Here is a 21,701-nt window from a genome sequence, read left to right as displayed (position 1 = left end):
TAGAAAAATTTGGAATTTTGATATGAATCGGGAATGCACGAATCAGTATTAATCCCTAAGGAGCAGAGAACGCAACCCTGCAGCTTTGTTTTCTATCTCCTGCCACTCCTGCTCCGGGTCAGACCCGCTGACAATTCCGGCTCCGGCGTACAGCCGCAGGGCCTCATCCTGGACACGTGCAGAGCGTAATGCCACGCAGAACTCGCTTTGTTCGGGTGATAAATACCCGGCCGACCCGGCGTACCACTCGCGGTTAAAGGGTTCAACATTCTCAATAAACGCCCGTGCAGGTTGACGCGGCAGCCCGGCAACGGCCGCCGTAGGCTGCAGAATATGTAAACACTGCTCATCACTGGCCTGTTTCAGCTCGGTCCAGATACAGCGGCGCAAATGCTGCACTTTGCGCAGGCGCACAACCTGAGCAGGCAACACATCAAGCGTCTGGGTAAAGTGCTGAAGGCGCTGACAGATATCTTCCACTACCAACATATTTTCGCGTTGGTTTTTATCATCATTCAGCAGCCATTCACCCAGACGCTGGGCTTGCTTATCATCAACATGACTGGCGACCGTGCCCGCCAGCGCTTCGGTACGAAGCAATTTTCCCCGCCGCCGCCAGAGACGCTCGGGCGTTGAGCCGAGAAACGCATTGCTGGCGTCGAAAACCATGCAGAAATGATAGCAATTTAAATTCAGGGCGCGGCTGGCGGCCATCAGTGCGACAGGGTTAACGCGCTGTTTAAACTGCAGATCGGTTGCCCTGGCGAGGACCACCTTTTCAAATTCACCGCGCGCGATAGTCTCTGTTGCCTTCCGGATAAGCTCCAGCCATTCCTGCTTTTGCGGATGATGGGTTTCGCACTCAACCTGCACAGACAGCGGGCGGATAAGTCTGGCGGCATGGAGTTGCTGCAGAAAATCCAACGCGGTGCGGGCATCGTCCTGAAGAGAGTCATCGCTCCACAGTTGCAGGCGCAACGTGGCATTTCCGGCGGAACGTCGCCAGAGCAGGCGAGGTAAAAAGAGACTGCCCTGCTCCGGGTTAAACGCATTCAGGCCGCAGATACGGGTATCATTTACCGCATTCTGCTCACGCAAAAACTGCGAGGCTAACGCCAGCGAGGAGAATTGGGTGACAGCCCCCAGAGCAGCCAGTTCCTCATCACCATTACGCTGTTGCCAGTAAAACTGGGGATAGCACTGCTGCGCGCCAAGCCAGGCAAGCGGATCGAAAGCATCGTTTAACGGGAAAGTGACGTCGAAATGACGTAGACCGGGTATTGCGGGTAACGCTTGCGTAAGCTGACTACGCAGATGCTCCAGCGCGAGGAAAATCGAATTCACGCGAACCTCTCCCTGTTGAAACCTCATATTATACGGGGTACTGGTTATAAATAGCAGTACCCACGTATAGGGAGTGGTTAAGCGTTAAACATAAAATTAACGACGAGCCAGAAGCAGCCCAAACACTAACCCGACAGCTGCGCCCACACCAATGCCTCTCCACGGTTTTTCGTGAACATAATCATCGGCACGATAAACCGCCTTTTTGGCACGGTAGTAGTACGTGTCGGACGCATGGCTGACGCGGTTTTTAACGTCATGTAGCGCCTGTTCTGCACGTTCTTTCAGCTCAATATATTTCTGATCGGCAGGGTCGCCCGACGAACGTAATACTTCTTCCAGCGTTTCTCTCAATAACGTCAGGTCGTCATCGATACGGGTATCCCAGGATTGAAATGACATATTTTTCTCCATGTTAGTACACCAGTTCGCTAACTATAGCCAACGACGCCCCATTATGCCTGCTTCGCCTCCCGCGCCATACCAATGTGCGGAATACCGTCTTCGTCATACACATCAGTGACCGGCGTGAAGCCAAAATAGCCGTAGAAAGATTGCAGGTGAGCCTGCGCGCCCAGGTATAACGCCTTGTCCGGCCACTGTTTCTGGCATGCCTCCAGCGTTTTTTCCATCAGCCGATAGCCCAGTTTTTCACCGCGCGCGTTACCACTTATGATGACACGACCTATCACCACAGGCTCGAAATCGTCTTCGCTTTTCAGAATCCTCGCATACGCCACCAGCTCGTTATCTCGCCAGCCGAGGATATGGCGGTTCTCGCCGACGAGATCGTCGCCGTCGATGTCCTGATACGGGCAGGTCTGTTCTACCACAAACACTTCGCAGCGCAGTTTGAGCAGTGCATACAGTGAATTAACAGTGAGCTCGCTATGGTGTAAATCTTGCCACTGGATCATGTCAGTCTCCTTCCTGGGGTTCATCACGTTATACTAAACCCCTCCCCGTTCGGCAAAGGGCTGATTGCGTTATGGAACTGATTTTTCTGGGTACGTCCGCTGGCGTGCCAACTCGCTCACGAAATGTGACCGCGATTCTGCTGGATCTTAAACACCCAACCCGGGGTGGGCTATGGCTGTTTGACTGCGGTGAAGGTACGCAGCATCAGCTGTTACATACCGCTTATCACCCAGGCAAGCTGGATAAAATTTTTATCACTCATCTGCATGGTGACCATCTGTTTGGCCTGCCTGGTCTGCTGTGCAGCCGTTCAATGGCCGGGAACGCTAACCCGCTGACGATTTACGGGCCTGAGGGTATCCGGGAATTTGTTGAAACCACGCTACGCCTCAGTGGGTCCTGGACTGATTATCCGCTGGAGGTGGTTGAGATCACCGGCGGGCTGGTTTTCGATGATGAGGATTATGTCGTCACCGCTCACCCTCTTAACCACCCGGTAGAGTGCTATGGTTACCGCATTGAAGCGCATGACAAACCCGGAGCACTGGATGCCGCCGCGTTAATTGCCTCGGGGGTAAAGGCCGGGCCGCTGTTCCAGCGTCTGAAGCAGGGAGAGACGGTCACGCTGGAGGATGGGCGTGTGATTAACGGTCAGGATTATCTCGCGGCACCCCAACCCGGCAAAAAACTGGCAATTTTTGGCGACACAGCCCCGTGCCCGACAGCATTGAGACTGGCTCAGGGCGTGGATGTCATGGTACATGAAGCGACACTTGAAACGGCCATGGAAGAGAAAGCCAACAGCCGGGGGCATAGCTCAACACGCCAGGCGGCAGAACTTGCCCGTGACGCGGGCGTCGGGAAACTGATCGTTACCCATGTCAGCTCGCGCTACGATGCTCAGGGATGTGAAGGCCTGCTGGCTGAGTGCCGCGCAGTGTTCCCGAAATGTGAGCTGGCAGAAGATTTCACTCAAGTCAGCGTTTAGTCCTTCATTTTTCCCTCAGGATGCCGATAACGATTAAAAGGTCAGCATTTCTCTCGAGGGTAGAATGGATAATTTCCAGAAAGATATTGATGACAGGGCGAATCTGACCCTGTCGAACCGTTTTGAACTGTTGTTATTCCGGCTGGGCACGTCTCTGAACGAAAATAAATCAGAGCTTTTTGGCATTAACGTTTTCAAGTTGCGTGAAATTGTGCCGATGCCAGAGTTCACGAAACCCGCCGGGATGAAATCACCGCTGATGGGTATGGTAAATATTCGCGATCAGGTGATTCCGGTGATCGACCTGGCCGCCGTAGCGGGTTGTAAACCGACAACGGGGCTGAACATCCTGCTGATCACAGAATATGCCCGCAGCGTGCAGGCGTTTGCCGTGGAATCCGTTGAGAACATCATGCGCCTCGACTGGAAACAGGTACACGCGGCGGAAACCGCCGTCAGCGGACGTTACATCACCAGTATCGCCTGTCTGGACGAGAAGACTGATACCAACGAACTGGCGATGGTGCTCGATGTTGAGCAGATTCTGTATGACATCACCCCAGCTAACCACGATCTGCACGCCACTAATCTGCAAACCACAAAATTCCATATTAAGCCGGGTGCTGTCGCAATTGTCGCGGAAGATTCCAAAGTCGCACGCTCCATGCTGGAGAAAGGTTTGCAGGCGATGGAGATCCCGGCGCAGCTACATATCACCGGTAAAGATGCGTGGGAAAAAATTGGCGTTCTCGCTGCTCAGGCGCAGGCGGAAGGGGTCCCGATCACTGATAAAATTGCCCTGGTGCTGACCGACCTCGAAATGCCAGAGATGGACGGTTTTACGCTGACGCGCAAAATCAAAACCGACCCGGTACTGAAAGATATTCCGGTGGTGATCCACTCGTCGCTTTCTGGTAACGCCAACGAAGATCATATTCGTAAAGTGAAAGCTGACGGGTATGTGGCGAAATTTGAACTGAACGAGCTGTCATCGGTGATTGAGGAAGTACTGGATCGTTCGATGAAGAAGATTGATGGGCCGTTGATTAGCAGGAAGCAACTGGCTTAAGCATGGTGCGGGCTGGTGCCCTCACCCCAGCCCTCTCCCACGGGGAGAGGGAGAAAACCATAAAAAAACCCGCCGAGGCGGGTTTTTTGTTTTTACATCAGTGGCATCGCATGCTGCACGATATCAATCAGCGGCTGCGGATAGATACCAAAGATCAGCACCAGCAGCGCGGAGATGAGTACCACAATACCACCGGCACTGTACTGCCAGTTGGTTGGGGCATCACGGTTGAGCTGCTGAGGTGCACTCAGATACAGACTCACCGCCACACGCAGGTAGTAATACAGACCGATTGCAGAGCCGATAACCACGCCCGCAGTCAGCCACCACAGGTGCGCCTGCACACCGACGGCCAGCACGTAAAACTTACCGATAAAGCCCAGTGTCATCGGGATACCCGCCAGAGAGAGCATCATCACTGTCATCACTGCAGAGAGAATCGGACGGTGCCAGAACAGACCACGGTAGGAGAACAGTGAATCCGCATCAGGGCCACGGTATGGGCTGGACATCAGGCTCACCACACCAAACGCGCCGAGGCTGCTGAACAGGTAACCTGCCAGATACACGCCCACGGTTTCCATCGACATCTCACCGCTCTGCAGCGCAATCAGTGCCACCAGCAGGTAACCCAGATGGGAGATAGACGAGTAGCCCAGCAGACGTTTGATATTGGTCTGGCTCAGCGCCATCAGGTTACCGAAGATGATGGATACGAACGCGATAATGCCGAGCACAACGCGAACCGCTTCACTATCACCCACCGGTGCATACAGGAACAGACGCATGACCACACCGAAGATAGCGATTTTGCTCGCCGTCGCCAGGAAGGTGGAAACCGGTGCCGGAGCACCCTGGTATACGTCTGGCGTCCACAGGTGGAACGGAACCAGAGACAGTTTGAAGCCGAGGCCAACAATCATCATGCCCAGACCCGCCAGCAGCAGCGGCTCATGCAGCATGCCGTCGCCGAGGCTCTTGCCGAGCGCAACGAAGGAGAGGTTACCAGACTGTGCATACAGCAGCGCGATACCGAACAGCAGGAAGGACGACGCAGCAGCAGACAGAATGGTGTACTTGATACTCGCTTCCAGTGAGCGCTTCTGACGGAAGGCATAACCAATCAGACCGAACAGCGGCAGAGAGATCAGCTCAATACCGAGGAACAGCGCGGCCAGGTGGTTCGCATTCGCCAGCAGAATGCCGCCCAGCGCGGCAATCAGTACCAGCAGGTAAAACTCTTCTTTGTTGTCGTTGTAGCCTTCAAGCCACGGATACGCAAAGGTACAGGTTGCCAGGCTCGCCAGCAGGACCAGACCCGTGTACAGCATGGCATAGCCGTCAACGCGCATCAGCGGGGTGACATCCATCGCGCCCGCCTGGCCAACAAACCAGAGAGAAACCAACGCAGCGTTCAGACCCAGAACGGACAGGGTCGCATTCAGGAAGTGATTGCGTCGCCACGCAATGGAGAGCATCACAACCACCACCGTCAATCCGACGATCAGCAGCGGTAGCAGCGCGATCAGTTGTTGTGGAGTTATTGTCATGGCGAATTACGGCCTTGTAGTAGAAGCAGAATTAACAAACCACTGCTGGATATTGCCCATCGCGGAGTGCGAGGTATCCAGAATCGGCTGCGGATAGAAGCCCAACAGCACCAGCAGTACGACCAGCAGCAGGATGATGAACAGCTCACGCAGCGACATCCCCGGCAGTTCTTGTGCAGCAATTTCGCTCTTCGCTTTACCGAAGTAGGCACGGTGCAGCATCGCCAGCGAGTAGACGGAAGCGAACACCAGACCGAAAGTCGAAACCACGGTAATGACCGGAACCACTTTGAAGCTGCCGAACAGAATCATAAATTCGCCGACGAAGTTACCGGTGCCAGGCATACCCAGAGTAGCCACCGCGAAGAACATGGACAGCGCTGGCAGCCATTTAATTTTGCTCCACAGGCCGCCCATCATACGCATATCGCGAGTGTGCAGACGTTCGTACAGCTGACCACACAGGATGAAGAGGCCGGCTGCGGACAGACCGTGCGCAATCATCTGGATCACCGCACCCTGGTACGCGAGCTGGCTGCCGGTGTAGATAGCAATCAGTACAAAGCCCATGTGGGAAACGGAGGTGTAAGCAATCAGACGCTTAATGTCGTACTGCGTGAAGGCCATCCAGGCACCGTAGAAGATACCGATCACACCCAGCCACATGGCAATTGGCGCGAACTCAGCGGACGCATTCGGGAACAGCGGCAGCGCGAAACGCAGCAGACCATAAGCTGCGGTTTTCAGCAAGATGCCCGCCAGGTCAACGGAACCCGCCGTTGGTGCCTGGGAGTGCGCGTCTGGCAGCCAGCCGTGCAGCGGAACCACAGGCATTTTTACCGCGAAGGCGATGAAGAAGCCCAGCATCAGCAGGTATTCAACGCCGTGAGACATTGGCGTCTTCAGCAGGTCTTCATAGTTGAACGTCCAGACTCCGGTCGCATCGTGGTGAACAAACACCAGCGCCAGAATGGCAATCAACATCACCAGACCACTCGCCTGGGTATAGATGAAGAACTTGGTTGCCGCCGTGATACGCGTTTTACCGTCGGACGCCTTGTGGCCCCACAGCGCGATCAGGAAGTACATCGGCACCAGCATCATCTCCCAGAAGAAGAAGAACAGGAACATGTCGATGGCAAGGAACACGCCGATAACGCCGCCCAGGATCCACATCAGGTTCAGGTGGAAGAAGCCCTGGTATTTTTCGATTTCTCGCCAGGAGCAAAGTACCGCCAGAACGCCGAGCAGACCGGTCAGCACCACCATCAGCAGCGACAAACCGTCGATGGCCAGGTGGATCGTAATGCCGAAACGTGGGATCCACGGCAGGATAAACTCAGACTGCCACTGCGGAATACCCGCAGACTGGGTCAGAGAGTAGCCACCCTGCAACCACAGTTGCAGACCAAGCGCGAGCGTCAATCCCATGGTGATCAGCGCGATCCAGCGCGGCATCTTCACGCCGAAGCGTTCAGTCTGCCAGCACAGGAAGCCGCCGATGAAGGGAATTAATATTAGCCAGGGTAGTAACATGGCGATTTACATTCCTTTTAAAGGCCCCCAGCAGGGGCCTGATTTTCAACGAATTCGAATAAAATTCACTTAACGATCAACGCAACACCATCAGCAGCGCCAGCACGACTACCGCACCGATGCTCATGGACGCCACATACCAGCGCAGGTAACCGTTCTCGCTGAACAGCAGGCCTTTACCTGCAAAGCGGGAAAGGATCGCCGGGATATTCATCATGCTGTTCAGTGGATCGCGTTTCACCAGCCACGCAACACCCAGGAACGGTTTGACGAAAATCATATCGTACAGCCAGTCGAAGCCCCATGCGTTGTACCACCAGGTGCCCAGCAGACGGCCAGGCGCACTGTTGGCAACAGACGTCACCAGCGTACGTTTACCCAGCCACAGCCACGCAGCGATCAGGATGCCCGCGATAGCGACCACACCGGAGGTGATTTCAAGCGTCAGGACGCGACCGTGCTCAAGCTCGGTGGTGTCCGGGAGTACGCCCTGCAGCGGTGGCACAATCATTGCGCCAACGAAGGTGGAGAGTACCAGCAGCACAATCAGCGGCAGGTGATGAGTAATCCCCTTCCCTGCGTGAGCGTGAATTTGTTCTTTACCGTGGAATACGATGAAAATCATACGGAAGGTATACAGGGAGGTCATGAATGCACCGACCAGACCCGCAACCATCAGATTGATATGACCATTCGCCATGGCACCCGCAAGGATTTCGTCCTTACTGAAGAAGCCCGCAGTGATCAGCGGCAGTGCCGCCAGCGCCGCACCGCCCACCAGGAAGCAGACATATACCAGCGGGATGGACTTACGCAGTCCGCCCATCTTGAAGATGTTCTGCTCGTGATGGCAGGCCAGAATCACAGAACCGGATGAGAGGAACAGCAGCGCTTTAAAGAACGCGTGTGTCATCAGGTGGAAAATGGCTGCGTCCCACGCCTGAACGCCCAGCGCCAGGAACATGTAACCAATCTGGCTCATGGTAGAATACGCGAGAACGCGTTTGATGTCGGTCTGCACCAGCGCGGCAAAGCCTGCCAGCACCAGCGTAACCGCACCAACGATACCCACCAGATGCAGAATTTCCGGGGTCATCAGGAACAGGCCGTGGGTACGTGCAATCAGGTAAACACCAGCGGTAACCATGGTCGCAGCGTGGATCAGCGCGGAGACAGGGGTTGGACCCGCCATCGCGTCGGCCAGCCATGTTTGCAACGGCAGCTGTGCGGATTTACCTACAGCACCACCCAGCAGCATCAGCGTTGCCCACCACAGCATGTCATTGCCTGCAGCGAAGTGCGCCGGCGCCAGTTCCACCATTTCGCGGAAGTTCAGCGTGCCCAGTTCGTTGTAAAGAATGAACAGCGCGAAAGCGAGGAACACGTCACCCACACGGGTCACGATGAACGCTTTCATCGCCGCTGCGCCATTCTTCGGATCAGTGTAGTAGAAACCGATCAGCAGGTAAGAACACAGACCCACACCTTCCCAGCCCAGATACATCAGCAGCAGGTTATCGGCCAGAACCAGAACCACCATGCTGGCGATAAACAGGTTGGTGTAGGCGAAGAAGCGGGAGTAACCCTCTTCACCGCGCATATACCAGGAGGCGAACATGTGGATCAGGAAGCCCACGCCGGTCACCACGGAGAGCATGGTCAGCGAGAGACCATCCAGCACCAGGTTGAAACCGATGTTGAAATCACCGACCGACATCCAGGTCCACAGCGGTACGCTGAAAGGCTGACGTCCGTTATTGAAGAAGTCGATACCCGCGTACGCCGTCACCAGCGCAGCCAGACCGATAGAGCCAATGCCTACGGTCGCAGACAGATTCTCAGACCAGCGGCCACGAGAAAACGCCAGCAGCACGAAGCCAATCAGCGGAAAAATAATGGTTAAGGCAAGCATGTTCATCCACGCAACTCACTTACTGAATCGATGTTCAGGTTCTGGCGGCGACGATGGAGCTGCAGTAACAGCGCCAGGCCAATACTCGCTTCGGCAGCCGCGAGGCTGATGGCGAGAATGTACATCACCTGACCATCGGTCTGGCCCCAGTAGCTTCCGGCGACCACGAAGGCCAGCGCGGAGGCGTTAATCATGATTTCCAGGCCGATCAGCATAAACAGCAGATTGCGGCGGATAACCAGACCGGTCAGACCCAGAACGAATAAAATCGCAGCGAGGATCAGTCCATGTGTTAAGGGGATCATGCGCGCTCCTCCGTTTTTCTTTTCGCGCGGTCGTCAGTGCGGTTGCTCAGCACTTCGCCAGCACGCTCTTCGCGGCCAACGTGGAAGGCAACAACCAGACCAGCCAGCAGCAGCATCGACGCCAGTTCCACCGCCAGAACGTATGGGCCAAAGAGTGTAATACCGACCTCTTTCGCGCTGATCGGCGTGCCGTCGATGCCCTGATCGTTAACACCCAGAATGGCGTAAACAATCACCACCAGCATGATGGCCGACAAAATTGCCGGGCCAATCCACACCTGCGGTTTTAACCACTGACGTTCCTGCTCAATTTCAGAGCCGCCCAGGTTCAGCATCATCACCACGAACACGAACAGAACCATAATGGCCCCGGCGTAGACGATGATTTCCAGCGCACCGGCAAAGTGCGCGCCCAGTGCGAAGAACACCCCGGAAATGGCCAGCAGCGAAATGATTAAGTACAGCAGCGCATGCACCGGGTTGGTGTGCGTGATCACTCGCAGCGTAGCCAGGATGGCGATAAGGCCACAGATATAAAAAGCGAATTCCATTGCCCTCTCCTTACGGTAACAGGCTCTTGACGTCGATAGGCTTAGCTTCGTTCTCTGCTTCGCCCTTATCTTTGCCGTCGATTGCCATACCCGCCATCCGGTAGAAGTTATATTCCGGGTATTTGCCCGGACCGGAAATCAGCAGATCCTCTTTCTCGTACACCAGATCCTGACGCTTGTACTCACCCAGTTCGAAGTCTGGAGTCAGCTGAATCGCCGTGGTTGGGCACGCTTCTTCACACAGACCACAGAAGATGCAGCGTGAGAAGTTGATGCGGAAGAACTCAGGATACCAACGGCCATCTACCGTCTCTGCTTTTTGCAGAGAGATACAGCCTACCGGACACGCTACCGCACACAGGTTACAGGCAACGCAGCGCTCGGAACCGTCCGGATCGCGCGTCAGCACGATACGGCCACGGTAGCGCGGCGGCAGATATACCGGTTCTTCCGGGTACATCCGGGTTTCGCGTTTCGCAAACGCGTGCAGGCCGATCATCCAGATACTGCGTACCTGGGTACCGAAGCCTACCAGTAATTCTTTTAAGGTCATGGTCTATAGCCCCTTATGGCTGCTGCCAGAGAATGACAGCCGCCGTTACCAACAAGTTGACGAGCGTCAGCGGCAGGCACACTTTCCAGCCGAAGGACATTACCTGGTCATAACGCGGACGAGGTAACGCTGCGCGAATCAAAATGAACATCATCATGAAGAACGCGGTTTTCAGCGCGAACCAGATGAACGGCGGTAAGAACGGGCCATGCCAGCCACCAAAGAACAGCGTTACCATCAACGCGGAAATGGTGACAATACCGATGTACTCGCCCACGAAGAACAGACCGAATTTCATACCGGAATATTCAATGTGGTAACCGTCGGCCAGTTCCTGTTCGGCTTCTGGCTGGTCAAACGGGTGACGGTGACACACCGCCACGCCCGCGATAGCAAAGGTAATAAAACCAAAGAACTGCGGGATAACGTTCCAGATGTCAGCCTGGTTGTTGACGATGTCGGTCATGTTAAATGAACCGGCCTGCGCCACCACGCCCATCAGGGAGAGCCCCAGGAACACCTCGTAGCTCAGCGTCTGCGCGGAAGCACGCATCGCACCCAGCAGCGAGTATTTGTTGTTACTGGACCAGCCTGCGAACAGCACCGCGTAAACCGCGAGTCCTGCCATCATCAGGAAGAACAGAATGCCGATGTTCAGGTCAGCCACAACCCAGGTCGGGCTGACAGGAACGATGGCAAACGCCAGCAGCAGCGAGGTGAAGGCGATCATCGGTGCCAGAGTAAAGATCACGCGGTCGGAGAAGCGCGGGATCCAGTCCTCTTTAAAGAACATTTTGATCATGTCCGCAACCAGCTGGAGTGAACCACCCCAGCCCACGCGGTTCGGTCCGTAACGGTTCTGGAACAGACCGAGCAGACGACGTTCACCAAAGCTCATGAACGCGCCGCAGGTGACAACCACCAGCAGGATGACAATCGCTTTCAGAATGCTGAGCAGGATGTCGATAAGATCCGGCGTTAACCAACTCATGCTTTTGCCTCCTGCAGATTATCAAGACGCGCACCCGCCAGTACCGGCGCGATGCCAGGCATACCCATTGGCAGACCCACCTGCCCTGCTGTCAGGCCTTCAGAAATAATCAGCGGCAGGCTGATTGTCTGACCGTCGTAGCTAAAGGCGATGTTCGCGCCAGCATTAACGCCAAGCTTCGCGGCATCCGCCGGGTTGAGCTTGATGTATGGCTGCGGCATACGTTGCTGGAATACCGGAGAGCGCTGGGACAGCTCGTCGCTACCAAACAGATGGTAGTACGGCGCGATACGCCAGTTCCCTTCCTGAGCCTGGAAGCTCGCCGGAACAGTCGTGAAGAAGTCCAGACCGGTTTCGGAGGCTTCGATCAGACGCACACCAGGGTCGCCGTGACGCAGAGAACCGCCCACTTCCGCCTGGAACTTGTTCCATGCCTGCGGGGAGTTCCAGCCCGGTGCCCATGCGAATGGGATCTGTGAACGCGGGGCAGACGGCTGGTTGTTACCTTCCATTGAGAAGGCGAACATGGTGTCTTTATCCTGCGGCTGACGCGGTTCGTGCACGCTGATGTTGGCGCGCATTGCGGTACGGCCACTGTAACGGTGCGGTTCACGCGCCAGTTTCTGGCCACGAATGCGGAAGCTCGCTTCAGGGGCAGCATCTTTAATGCCTGCCAGCTGAGGCAGTTTTTCGACAACCGCGTCGATAACGTGGTCGAGCTGCGTCCAGTCCACTTCACGGCTCTGCACGGTGCTGTGCAGGGAGTGCAGCCAGCGCCAGCTTTCCAGCATCACAGTGCTGCTGTCGTAGTACGCCGGGTCGTAAACCTGGAAGAAACGCTGTGCGCGGCCTTCGTTGTTGATAACGGTACCGTCGCTTTCTGCGAAGCTTGCCGCAGAGAGGACCAGGTGCGCTTTATCCATAATCGCCGTACGCTGATGGTCAATCACCATCACCAGCGGCGCTTTGGAGAGCGCGGCGTCAACGCGTGCGGCAGAAGCATGGCGATGCAGGTCGTTTTCCAGCACCACAACTGCGTCAGCGGCACCGGATTCCAGTTCGCTCAACGCAGCTTCCAGCGAGCCGCCGCCAATCATACCCAGACCAATGCTGTTAACCGCACGGGCAACCATGGTCACGCCAACGTCAGAACCGCGGCCTTTCAGGGCTTTGGCAACGTTCGCTGCCGCCTGAATGATCTCCGCGCTTCCGGCGTTAGTACCAGAAATAATCAGCGGTTTCTTCGCACCCGCCAGCGCCTGAACAATCACGTCGACCTTGTTTTGCAGGTCGCGATCCAGTTCAACGGCTGGAGAGTTGTTGTCCAGAGCGTGTGCAATCGCGAAGCCAAGACGGGCCTGATCTTCAACCGGGGCGCAGTAGGTCCACGCCGCAATATCATCCAGACGGGTGTTGTCGACGTTGGTCACAAACAGAGGATGTTTCGCGCGCTGACCGATGTTCAGGATTGCAGCAATCTGCCAGTCAGCCACTTTCTGTGCTGCTGCCATTTCACGTGCTTTCCCTTTCACCGCCTGGCGAACCGCCAGAGCCGCGCGAGCGCCGGTCTGAGTCAAATCTTCACCCAGCACCAGAACTGCATCATAAGATTCGATTTCGCGCAGCGCAGGGGTATGAATACCACCTTCACGCAGCACTTTCAGGACCAGTTGCAGACGTTCCTGCTCGCCCTGGGCAATACCGGTGTAGAAGTTTTCCGCCCCAACCAGTTCACGCAGCGCGAAGTTGCTTTCGATGCTGGCGCGCGGGGAACCGATACCGATCACTTTCTTCGACTGGCGCAGAATATCTGCCGCGCCCTGCATCGCCTGTTCAGCATTCAGGGTGATGAAGTCGTCGCCACGGCGCTGAACCGGCTGACGCGGACGGTCTTTCAGGTTCACATAGCCATAGCCGAAACGACCGCGGTCGCACAGGAAGTAGTGGTTAACGGTACCGTTATAACGGTTTTCGATACGACGCAGTTCGCCGTAGCGTTCACCCGGGCTGGTGTTACAGCCGAGAGAACACTGCTGGCAGATGCTTGGTGCAAACTGCATGTCCCATTTACGGTTGTAGCGCTCGGAGTGCGTTTTATCGGTGAATACGCCGGTCGGGCAGATTTCTACCAGGTTACCGGAGAATTCGCTTTCAAGCGTACCGTCTTCCGGACGACCGAAGTAAACGTTGTCATGCGCGCCATATACGCCCAGATCCTGGCCGTCTGCGTAGTCTTTGTAGTAACGCACGCAGCGGTAGCAGGCAATGCAGCGGTTCATTTCGTGAGAGATGAACGGCCCCAGGTCCTGGTTACGGTGGGTACGCTTGGTAAAGCGATAGCGACGGAAACTGTGACCGGTCATTACGGTCATATCCTGAAGGTGGCAGTTACCCCCCTCTTCACAGACCGGACAGTCGTGCGGGTGGTTAGTCATCAACCATTCCACAACGCTTTCGCGGAACTGTTTGGCTTCTTCGTCATCAATCGAAATAAAGGTGCCTTCGGTGGCTGGCGTCATACAGGACATCACCAGGCGACCACGCGTGTCTTCCGCGTTTTGATATTGCTTCACCGCACACTGGCGGCAAGCACCGACGCTGCCCAGCGCCGGATGCCAGCAAAAGTACGGAATATCAAGGCCGAGCGACAGACAAGCTTCCAGCAGGTTGTCCGCCCCGTTGACCTCATATTCTTTGCCGTCTACATGAATCGTAGCCATTAGCATGCTTCCAGTTGGCTCGGTCGAAACCGAGCGTTAATCAAAATTCTGTCTTTACCAGCGCGCTTTCAGCAGGTTCGGCTGAATCCCATTAATGGCATGGGTATTGCTGAACGGCTGCTTGATGCCTGCTTCGAATTCGTCGCGGAAATATTTAATCGCGCTCTGCAGTGGTTCGACGGCACCCGGTGCGTGGGCACAGAAGGTTTTGCCTGGGCCTAAGAATCGACACAGTTGCTCAAGTGTCTCGATATCACCCGGCTGGCCTTCGCCACGCTCGATAGCACGCAGGATCTTCACGCTCCACGGCAGACCATCACGGCATGGCGTACACCAGCCGCAGGACTCACGGGCGAAGAACTCTTCCAGGTTACGTACCAGCGATACCATGCCGATCTCGTGGTCGACAGCCATCGCCAGCGCCGTACCCAGACGGCTGCCTGCTTTACCAATGCTTTCGAATTCCATTGGCAGATCAAGGTGGGCCTCAGTCAGGAAGTCTGTCCCTGCCCCACCCGGCTGCCAGGCTTTGAATTTCAGGCCATCACGCATACCGCCAGCATAGTCTTCAAGAATTTCACGCGCGGTCGTACCGAACGGCAGTTCCCAGACGCCTGGGTTCTTCACGCGACCGGAGAAGCCCATCAGCTTGGTACCCGCATCTTTGCTTGAAGAGATGCCCTGATACCACTCCACACCATTGGCGAGGATAGCCGGAACGTTACACAGGGTTTCGACGTTGTTTACGCAGGTCGGTTTACCCCATACACCGGAGCTTGCCGGGAACGGTGGCTTGGAACGCGGGTTCGCACGACGACCTTCCAGGGAGTTAATCAGCGCGGTTTCTTCACCGCAGATATAACGCCCGGCACCGGTGTGCACGAACAGTTCGAAGTCAAAACCAGTACCCAGAATGTTTTTACCGAGCAGACCCGCTTCGGTGGCTTCGGCAATCGCGCGACGCAGGTTTTCTGCCGCTTCGATATACTCACCACGCAGGAAGATGTAGCCACGGTACGCTTTCAGCGCGAACGCGGAGATCAACATACCTTCCACCAGCAGGTGCGGCAGTTGCTCCATCAGCAGGCGGTCTTTATAGGTGCCCGGCTCCATTTCATCGGCATTACACAGCAGGTAACGGATGTTCATGGATTCGTCTTTTGGCATCAGGCTCCACTTCAGACCCGTGGAGAAGCCTGCACCACCGCGCCCCTTCAGGCCGGAATCTTTTACCGCGTTAACGATATCGTCCGGTGCCATGCCACCCAAGGCTTTACGCGCACCGGCATAGCCGTTTTTGCTCTGATATTCGTCGAGCCATACCGGCTGTTTGTCATCGCGCAGACGCCAGGTCAGCGGATGGGTCTCAGCAGTACGAATTACCGTTTTCATTTGTACTGCTCCAGCAGGTCAGGAATGGCTTCCGGCGTCAGATGGCTGTGAGTGTCCTCATCAATCATCATGGTCGGCCCCTTGTCGCAGTTACCCAGGCAGCAGGTTGGCAGCAGAGTAAAGCGACCATCGAACGTGGTCTGGCCAGGCTTGATATTGAGCTTCTTCTCAATTGCTGCCTGAATGCCCTGATAACCGGTAATGTGACAAACGACGCTGTCACAGTAGCGGATCACATGGCGGCCTACCGGCTGACGGAAGATCTGGCTGTAGAACGTGGCTACGCCTTCTACGTCACTGGCCGGAATACCCAGCACTTTTGCGATCTCATAGATCGCCCCATCCGGCACCCAGCCACGCTGTTTCTGTACGATTTTCAGCGCTTCAATGGACGCCGCACGCGGGTCTTCGTAGTGGTGCATCTCGTGCTCAATGGCTGCACGCTCTGCTTCACTCAGCTCAAAAGCCTCGGTCTGTGGTTGTTGATTTTCGTGCATAATTAGCGGTCCACATCTGACATAACAAAATCGATACTACCCAGATACACAATCAGGTCGGAGACCAGACTGCCGCGGATGGCGGACGGGATCTGCTGCAGATGCGCAAAACTCGGCGTACGCACGCGGGTACGGTAGCTCATGGTGCTGCCGTCACTGGTCAGGTAGTAACTGTTAATACCCTTGGTCGCTTCAATCATCTGGAAGGATTCTTGTGCCGGCATTACCGGGCCCCAGGAAACCTGCAGGAAGTGGGTGATCAGGGTTTCGATATGTTGCAGCGTGCGCTCTTTCGGTGGCGGCGTCGTCAGCGGGTGATCCGCTTTGAACGGGCCTTCCGGCATGTTGTTGAGGCACTGCTCAAGAATGCGCAGACTCTGGCGCAGCTCTTCCACTTTCAGCATCACGCGGGTATAGCAGTCGGAAACACCGCCGCCAACCGGGACTTCAAAGTCGAAGTTCTCGTAGCCAGAGTAAGGACGGGCTTTACGCACGTCGAAATCAATACCGGTCGCACGCAGACCTGCACCTGTCGTACCCCACTCCAGCGCCTCTTTCGCACCGTAGGCAGCAACGCCCTGGGAACGGCCTTTCAGAATGGTGTTACGCAGTGCGGCTTTCTCGTAAGAGGCCAGACGTTTTGGCATCCAGTCGAGGAATTCACGCAGCAGACGGTCCCAGCCGCGCGGCAGATCGTGTGCCACACCGCCAATACGGAACCAGGCCGGGTGCATACGGAAACCGGTAATTGCTTCAACCAGATCGTAGATTTTCTGACGGTCGGTAAAGGCGAAGAAGACCGGGGTCATCGCACCCACGTCCTGAATGAACGTAGAGATGTACAGCAGGTGGCTGTTGATACGGAACAGCTCGGACAGCATAACGCGGATCACGTTAACGCGATCCGGCGTAACGATACCCGCCAGTTTCTCAACGGCCAGCACGTATGGCATTTCATTTACGCAGCCGCCGAGATATTCGATACGGTCGGTATACGGAATGTAGCTGTGCCAGGACTGACGCTCACCCATCTTCTCAGCACCACGGTGGTGGTAGCCGATGTCAGGCACGCAGTCGACAATCTCTTCACCGTCGAGCTGAAGAATAATACGGAATGCACCGTGCGCAGACGGGTGGTTTGGACCGAGGTTAAGGAACATGAAGTCCTCGTTGTCGGTACCGCGCTTCATGCCCCAGTCTTCCGGCTTGAAGGTCAGAGCTTCCATCTCCAGATCCTGCTTGGCTTTGGTCAGCTCAAATGGATCGAATTCGGTGGCACGTGCCGGGTAGTCTTTACGCAGCGGATGGCCAGTCCAGGTCTGCGGCATCATGATGCGCGTCAGATGCGGGTGGCCGTCGAAGGTCATGCCGAACATTTCCCAGGTTTCACGCTCATACCAGTTGGCGTTCGGGAAAAGTTTGGTGATCGTCGGCAGATGCATGTCGTTTTCAGACAACGCCACCTTGAGCATGATATCCGTATTGCGGTCTATTGAGATCAGGTGGTAGAAAACGGAAAAATCCGCAGCAGGGAGGCCCTGGCGGTGGGTACGCAGACGTTCATCCATGCCGTGTAAGTCAAACAGCATGACGTACGGTTTTGGCAATTTCTTGAGGAAATCGACAACTTCCAGTAATTGTTCACGCTTCACCCAAACAACGGGTACCCCGGTGCGGGTAGCCTGAACAGTAAAGGCATCCGGCCCAAAACGGTTGCGCAGTTCGCCAATGACTGGGTCATCCAGATGATCCCGGGTCTGCCAGGCGGCTTCTTGCGCGGTTAAGTCGGTCATATTGTTCACCATTGCAAATGGTCCGTGGTGACTGTTAAGCCTGGCTTCGCGCTATTTGAGTAGTGATATGCGAAGGTGTTCTCCAGGCCCACAGGCGCAAATTAAATTTCGTCAGGCGTACGCAGATTGGTGACGGCAATACGTTCACCACGTTTACGCTCGCGCTCAGACTGCATGTTCGCGCGATACACACCCTGATCGCCAACAACCCACGACAGTGGGCGACGTTCTTTACCGATAGACTCCTGCAGCAGCATCAGCGCCTGCATGTAAGCTTCCGGACGTGGCGGGCAACCTGGGATGTATACATCCACTGGAATAAATTTATCTACGCCCTGCACGACGGAATAGATGTCGTACATACCGCCAGAGTTTGCACATGCGCCCATGGAGATAACCCATTTTGGCTCCAGCATCTGGTCATAAAGACGCTGAATAACAGGTGCCATCTTGGTAAAGCACGTACCGGCCACCACCATCAGGTCAGCCTGACGTGGGGAAGCACGCAGTACCTCTGCCCCAAAACGCGCAACGTCATGCACCGCAGTGAATGACGTCACCATTTCAACGTAGCAGCAAGAAAGGCCAAAGTTGTATGGCCAGATGGAGTTCTTACGACCCCAGTTGACCATATCGTGCATGGCATGCTCGAGTTTGCCCATGTACACGCTTTTATTGACTTCTTGCTCCAGGGGGTCGGTTACGATCTCCTGTTTTTGCAGGGGGTAACGGTCATTCTCACCGTTAGGATCTATGCGGGTGAGCGTATAATCCATCTTATTGCCTCGCTGTTACTGCTGACGATTAGAGATACTGTTTTCCGGGTTGATGTGTTCACGACGTGAACGCGCAGGCGTCCAGTCAAGCGCGCCAATACGCACCAGATAAACCAGACCGGCCAGTAGCACTAAAATGAAAATTGCGGCCTCGACAAAGCCCACCCAACCACTTTCGCGGATGGACGTTGACCATGCGAAAAGGTAAAGCGCTTCCACGTCAAAGATGACGAAGAACATGGCTACCAGATAGAACTTGGCAGACAGGCGTAAGCGAGCGGAACCTACGGAATCAATACCTGATTCGAAAGGTGTGTTTTTGTGCCTTGCACGGGCGCGACCGCCCAGGAACCAGCCGCCGACTAACATCAGGCAGCACAGGCCAATGGCTACAATAAGAAAGATTGCGAATGCCCAGTGATGAGCGATGACTTCTGTGGATGTTGACATACTCATTGCTTACTCATCAAAAGTGATACCTACGACACTGCTCTTGCTGGCAGATGGGCATCACATCGATTCATGGGGAGGAACAAATAACCTTACACTAACTGTCAGAAATGAGACGGAGACAGCAAAATGATGGGGTTTTTTACTCCTTTCTATAACCTTTTGTCAACTTTAACAAAGGTTTCTTCACATTAAATTACATCGAGCGATTCTCATTAACATTTGGTGCCCTTTAACCCTGGTGGGTGCATGACTTTCCGTCAAATGTATGTTGTTGAATCGTGTCCGTTTCGGAAGTAAAAAAAATAACCCTCCTATTTTGACAGGATTTGCCAGCGATTCCTCCCCCCAAATAGGAGTATTTTCTTGATCTGCGACACGCTTTTGTTAATTCAACCAAGAAAACGGCAACATATTTCCTGTTTTTTTAACATGGGAGGGATAGGGGTGACGTGAGAACAGAAAACGGACAAGTTTTAAGCAAAATAACTTATATTATTGATAAATAAAAAATATTTATAGAATCCATGTCGCATAAGTGGATATTATTGCCAAAAAAAAGCCACTGCATGCAAAAATCACATGAGTGGCCTTTTTTTACACTTACATTTTGTTACCAGAATTTTGAGCTATTGATCACTCAAAATCACCTTCAACGATCAGGGAGTCATCCCCCCCTTCGGAGGTAACGTGTTCGAACTGCCACGGGTTATGGTAGTTTTCCATTGCCTCAAACACCACTTTCGCCAGCTCGTTATGGCTGGACGAGTTGTGGCAGAGCAGATATTCCGTATCGGGCAACACCGGAAGACCATCAGACTTACCCAACACACGCAGATCAGGGCTCATCATCTCTACCGGGCGTGCCGTTACGCCAAGTCCTGCTTTCACAGCAGCGCGAACCGCTGGCAACGTGGAAGCCACATACGCTAAACGCCACGGAATATTGGCTTCATTTAACGCCGTCAGCACCATATCGCGGAAAGGACTCGGGTCATCCAGTAAAACCAGTGGAACAGGCTCCCCTTTTTGCAGCACATATTCTGCTGCGCAATACCAGTGCGTTGGCGATGTACGCAACGTCAGGCAATCAAACTGCCCGGGACGATGCGTGGTGACCACCAGGTCGACCTTTTTCTCATCTAACATCTCAACCATAAAGGCATTGCGTTTTACGCTCACATCCAGCGCAAGCTTCGGATAAACCGAACTAATTCGATTGAGAAGGAACGGCAATATCGTATCTGCTGACTCATCAGATGCACCTAACGTTAGCACCCCCTGGAGGTTGCTAAACATTAATGACATACATGCTTCATCATTAAAGCGAAGAATTTTCCTGGCATAACCCAGAAGCTGAATACCGTGTTCCGTTAAGAGTTTATTACGCCCGTGACGGGCAAAAAGCTCTTTACCAACCAGTTGCTCCAGCCGCTGCATTTGCTGGCTAACGGCGGACTGGGTTCGGCAAACGGCGGCAGCAGCAGCTGCAAAAGTGTTGAGATCAGCGACCGCAACAAACGTTCTCAGCAGATCGAGGTCGAGATTCATTATCGGACGATTTGCATTTATCATATCTATTCACTTTCAGGTTGCTCGTGCGGAGCTGCCCGGGTTGAAGCTGTGTGTAACAGTTAAGCAATTCCCTCTGAAGGTTTTCCCTCGCATCCCGGCCCGGCAGACTGCCTGACAGATAGTTATTGTGCTGCTTTATATCAACAGTCAGAAAGCACGTTTCATGACGTTATTTTTATTCTCTTAAACGTTCAGGATAATTAGATGTTCGCAGGTTTATGTAAATTACATTAAAGGTACAACACCTTTTCTGCCATCTATATCGCAGCGCTGTCAACGTAGCGGGAAATGTTCGACACATTCCAGCCAGAGATAACTCCAACAATAACAATCAATTAATTCAGATAAGCAGTTCCAGATAAACAAAACATATGCCTCTGTCACCTGCTTTCCTGAAAGACATCTTAACCCAAATCCACTTTATTTATAAGTCTTATTGCAATATTGCGGATTAAAACGGGTTGTTAAGCTTCTAAACTGATTTTATTAATATTAACTAAAGTTGCATTTTGTTCGTTAATAATAAATAAATTTTAATTTAGATTAAGGTCTTTCATTAATAATGCTTAACATTAATTTCACATGAGTAACTTTTAGCCACATCATGCTATTACGGTAAAATGTAGCAAGCATTCAGGTTTTACGAAAAGTCACGCAGCGTGACTTACCCACGGTACTGCTCGCCACTTATTTTCACCAGCACAATATACAGTATTTTTTAAAATTAACAGTACAATCAACCTAAGCATGTGCTATGTGCATAACTTTAAGACAGTAAAGC

At 54.1% G+C, this 21,701-nt stretch carries 19 protein-coding genes; 2 read left to right on the top strand and 17 right to left on the bottom strand.

Annotated elements, in window-relative coordinates; translation table 11 throughout:
* Nucleotides 1–48 precede the first annotated feature (48 nt).
* The 3 genes from menF to WB237_RS01320 form a co-directional block, all read right to left on the bottom strand.
* Nucleotides 49–1,344 (bottom strand): isochorismate synthase MenF, encoded by a 1,296-nt coding sequence (menF, locus tag WB237_RS01330; protein WP_336209575.1) that lies wholly within the window; start codon nt 1,342–1,344, stop codon nt 49–51.
* 96 nt (nt 1,345–1,440) lie between these two features.
* Nucleotides 1,441–1,746, bottom strand: coding sequence for a stress response protein ElaB (elaB, locus tag WB237_RS01325; RefSeq protein WP_236919688.1), 306 nt, complete (start codon nt 1,744–1,746; stop codon nt 1,441–1,443).
* 53 nt (nt 1,747–1,799) lie between these two features.
* Nucleotides 1,800–2,261: a GNAT family N-acetyltransferase gene (locus WB237_RS01320; RefSeq protein ID WP_336209569.1), complete on the bottom strand. Its 462-nt coding sequence runs from the start codon at nt 2,259–2,261 to the stop codon at nt 1,800–1,802.
* Nucleotides 2,262–2,332: 71 nt separating this feature from the next.
* Here WB237_RS01320 and rbn point away from each other — a divergent pair, with 71 nt between their 5' ends.
* Both rbn and WB237_RS01310 read left to right on the top strand, forming a co-directional pair.
* The gene (gene rbn / locus WB237_RS01315; RefSeq protein ID WP_336209567.1) at nt 2,333–3,250 is read left to right on the top strand and encodes a ribonuclease BN; all 918 of its coding nucleotides are present in this window, start codon (nt 2,333–2,335) and stop codon (nt 3,248–3,250) included.
* A 64-nt stretch (nt 3,251–3,314) separates the two neighbouring features.
* A complete protein-coding gene (locus WB237_RS01310) occupies nt 3,315–4,319 on the top strand; it encodes a chemotaxis protein (protein ID WP_108090827.1) in 1,005 nt (334 codons plus the stop codon).
* 92 nt (nt 4,320–4,411) lie between these two features.
* Here the strand turns inward: WB237_RS01310 and nuoN are convergent, their stop codons facing one another.
* The 14 genes from nuoN to lrhA form a co-directional block, all read right to left on the bottom strand.
* Entirely contained in the window at nt 4,412–5,869 is a 1,458-nt protein-coding gene (gene nuoN, locus WB237_RS01305) for an NADH-quinone oxidoreductase subunit NuoN (protein ID WP_114977649.1), read from the bottom strand.
* Between the two features lie 6 nt (nt 5,870–5,875).
* Nucleotides 5,876–7,405 (bottom strand): NADH-quinone oxidoreductase subunit M, encoded by a 1,530-nt coding sequence (nuoM, locus tag WB237_RS01300; RefSeq protein ID WP_028016248.1) that lies wholly within the window; start codon nt 7,403–7,405, stop codon nt 5,876–5,878.
* A gap of 76 nt (nt 7,406–7,481) precedes the next feature.
* Nucleotides 7,482–9,323, bottom strand: a complete 1,842-nt coding sequence (gene nuoL / locus WB237_RS01295; RefSeq protein ID WP_336209563.1) for an NADH-quinone oxidoreductase subunit L — start codon at nt 9,321–9,323, stop codon at nt 7,482–7,484.
* Nucleotides 9,320–9,622, bottom strand: a complete 303-nt coding sequence (gene nuoK / locus WB237_RS01290) for an NADH-quinone oxidoreductase subunit NuoK (protein ID WP_003861496.1) — start codon at nt 9,620–9,622, stop codon at nt 9,320–9,322. The genes nuoL and nuoK overlap by 4 nt, the downstream gene beginning before the upstream one ends.
* A complete protein-coding gene (gene nuoJ, locus WB237_RS01285; protein WP_047346614.1) occupies nt 9,619–10,173 on the bottom strand; it encodes an NADH-quinone oxidoreductase subunit J in 555 nt (184 codons plus the stop codon). Before nuoJ ends, nuoK begins: the two co-directional genes overlap by 4 nt.
* Before the next feature lie 10 nt (nt 10,174–10,183).
* Nucleotides 10,184–10,726: an NADH-quinone oxidoreductase subunit NuoI gene (gene nuoI, locus WB237_RS01280; protein ID WP_003861491.1), complete on the bottom strand. Its 543-nt coding sequence runs from the start codon at nt 10,724–10,726 to the stop codon at nt 10,184–10,186.
* 13 nt (nt 10,727–10,739) lie between these two features.
* Nucleotides 10,740–11,717, bottom strand: a complete 978-nt coding sequence (nuoH, locus tag WB237_RS01275) for an NADH-quinone oxidoreductase subunit NuoH (RefSeq protein WP_008500211.1) — start codon at nt 11,715–11,717, stop codon at nt 10,740–10,742.
* Entirely contained in the window at nt 11,714–14,437 is a 2,724-nt protein-coding gene (nuoG, locus tag WB237_RS01270; RefSeq protein ID WP_336209559.1) for an NADH-quinone oxidoreductase subunit NuoG, read from the bottom strand. The genes nuoH and nuoG overlap by 4 nt, the downstream gene beginning before the upstream one ends.
* A gap of 54 nt (nt 14,438–14,491) precedes the next feature.
* Nucleotides 14,492–15,829, bottom strand: coding sequence for an NADH-quinone oxidoreductase subunit NuoF (gene nuoF, locus WB237_RS01265; protein ID WP_023312536.1), 1,338 nt, complete (start codon nt 15,827–15,829; stop codon nt 14,492–14,494).
* A complete protein-coding gene (nuoE, locus tag WB237_RS01260) occupies nt 15,826–16,326 on the bottom strand; it encodes an NADH-quinone oxidoreductase subunit NuoE (RefSeq protein WP_006176513.1) in 501 nt (166 codons plus the stop codon). Before nuoE ends, nuoF begins: the two co-directional genes overlap by 4 nt.
* Before the next feature lie 2 nt (nt 16,327–16,328).
* On the bottom strand, nt 16,329–18,131 hold the full coding sequence (gene nuoC / locus WB237_RS01255) for an NADH-quinone oxidoreductase subunit C/D (RefSeq protein WP_023312537.1): 1,803 nt from the start codon (nt 18,129–18,131) through the stop codon (nt 16,329–16,331).
* An 89-nt stretch (nt 18,132–18,220) separates the two neighbouring features.
* Nucleotides 18,221–18,895 (bottom strand): NADH-quinone oxidoreductase subunit NuoB, encoded by a 675-nt coding sequence (gene nuoB / locus WB237_RS01250; RefSeq protein ID WP_003861482.1) that lies wholly within the window; start codon nt 18,893–18,895, stop codon nt 18,221–18,223.
* A 15-nt stretch (nt 18,896–18,910) separates the two neighbouring features.
* The gene (gene nuoA / locus WB237_RS01245) at nt 18,911–19,351 is read right to left on the bottom strand and encodes an NADH-quinone oxidoreductase subunit NuoA (RefSeq protein WP_014171000.1); all 441 of its coding nucleotides are present in this window, start codon (nt 19,349–19,351) and stop codon (nt 18,911–18,913) included.
* Between the two features lie 630 nt (nt 19,352–19,981).
* A complete protein-coding gene (gene lrhA / locus WB237_RS01240) occupies nt 19,982–20,920 on the bottom strand; it encodes a transcriptional regulator LrhA (RefSeq protein WP_336209554.1) in 939 nt (312 codons plus the stop codon).
* Nucleotides 20,921–21,701: the final 781 nt, after the last annotated feature.

It is taken from the genome of Enterobacter sp. P82 (genome assembly GCF_037053385.1).
GTDB lineage: Bacteria > Pseudomonadota > Gammaproteobacteria > Enterobacterales > Enterobacteriaceae > Enterobacter.
Note: the sequence above shows the minus strand (reverse complement) of the source record. Positions and strands in the feature narration are given on the sequence as shown.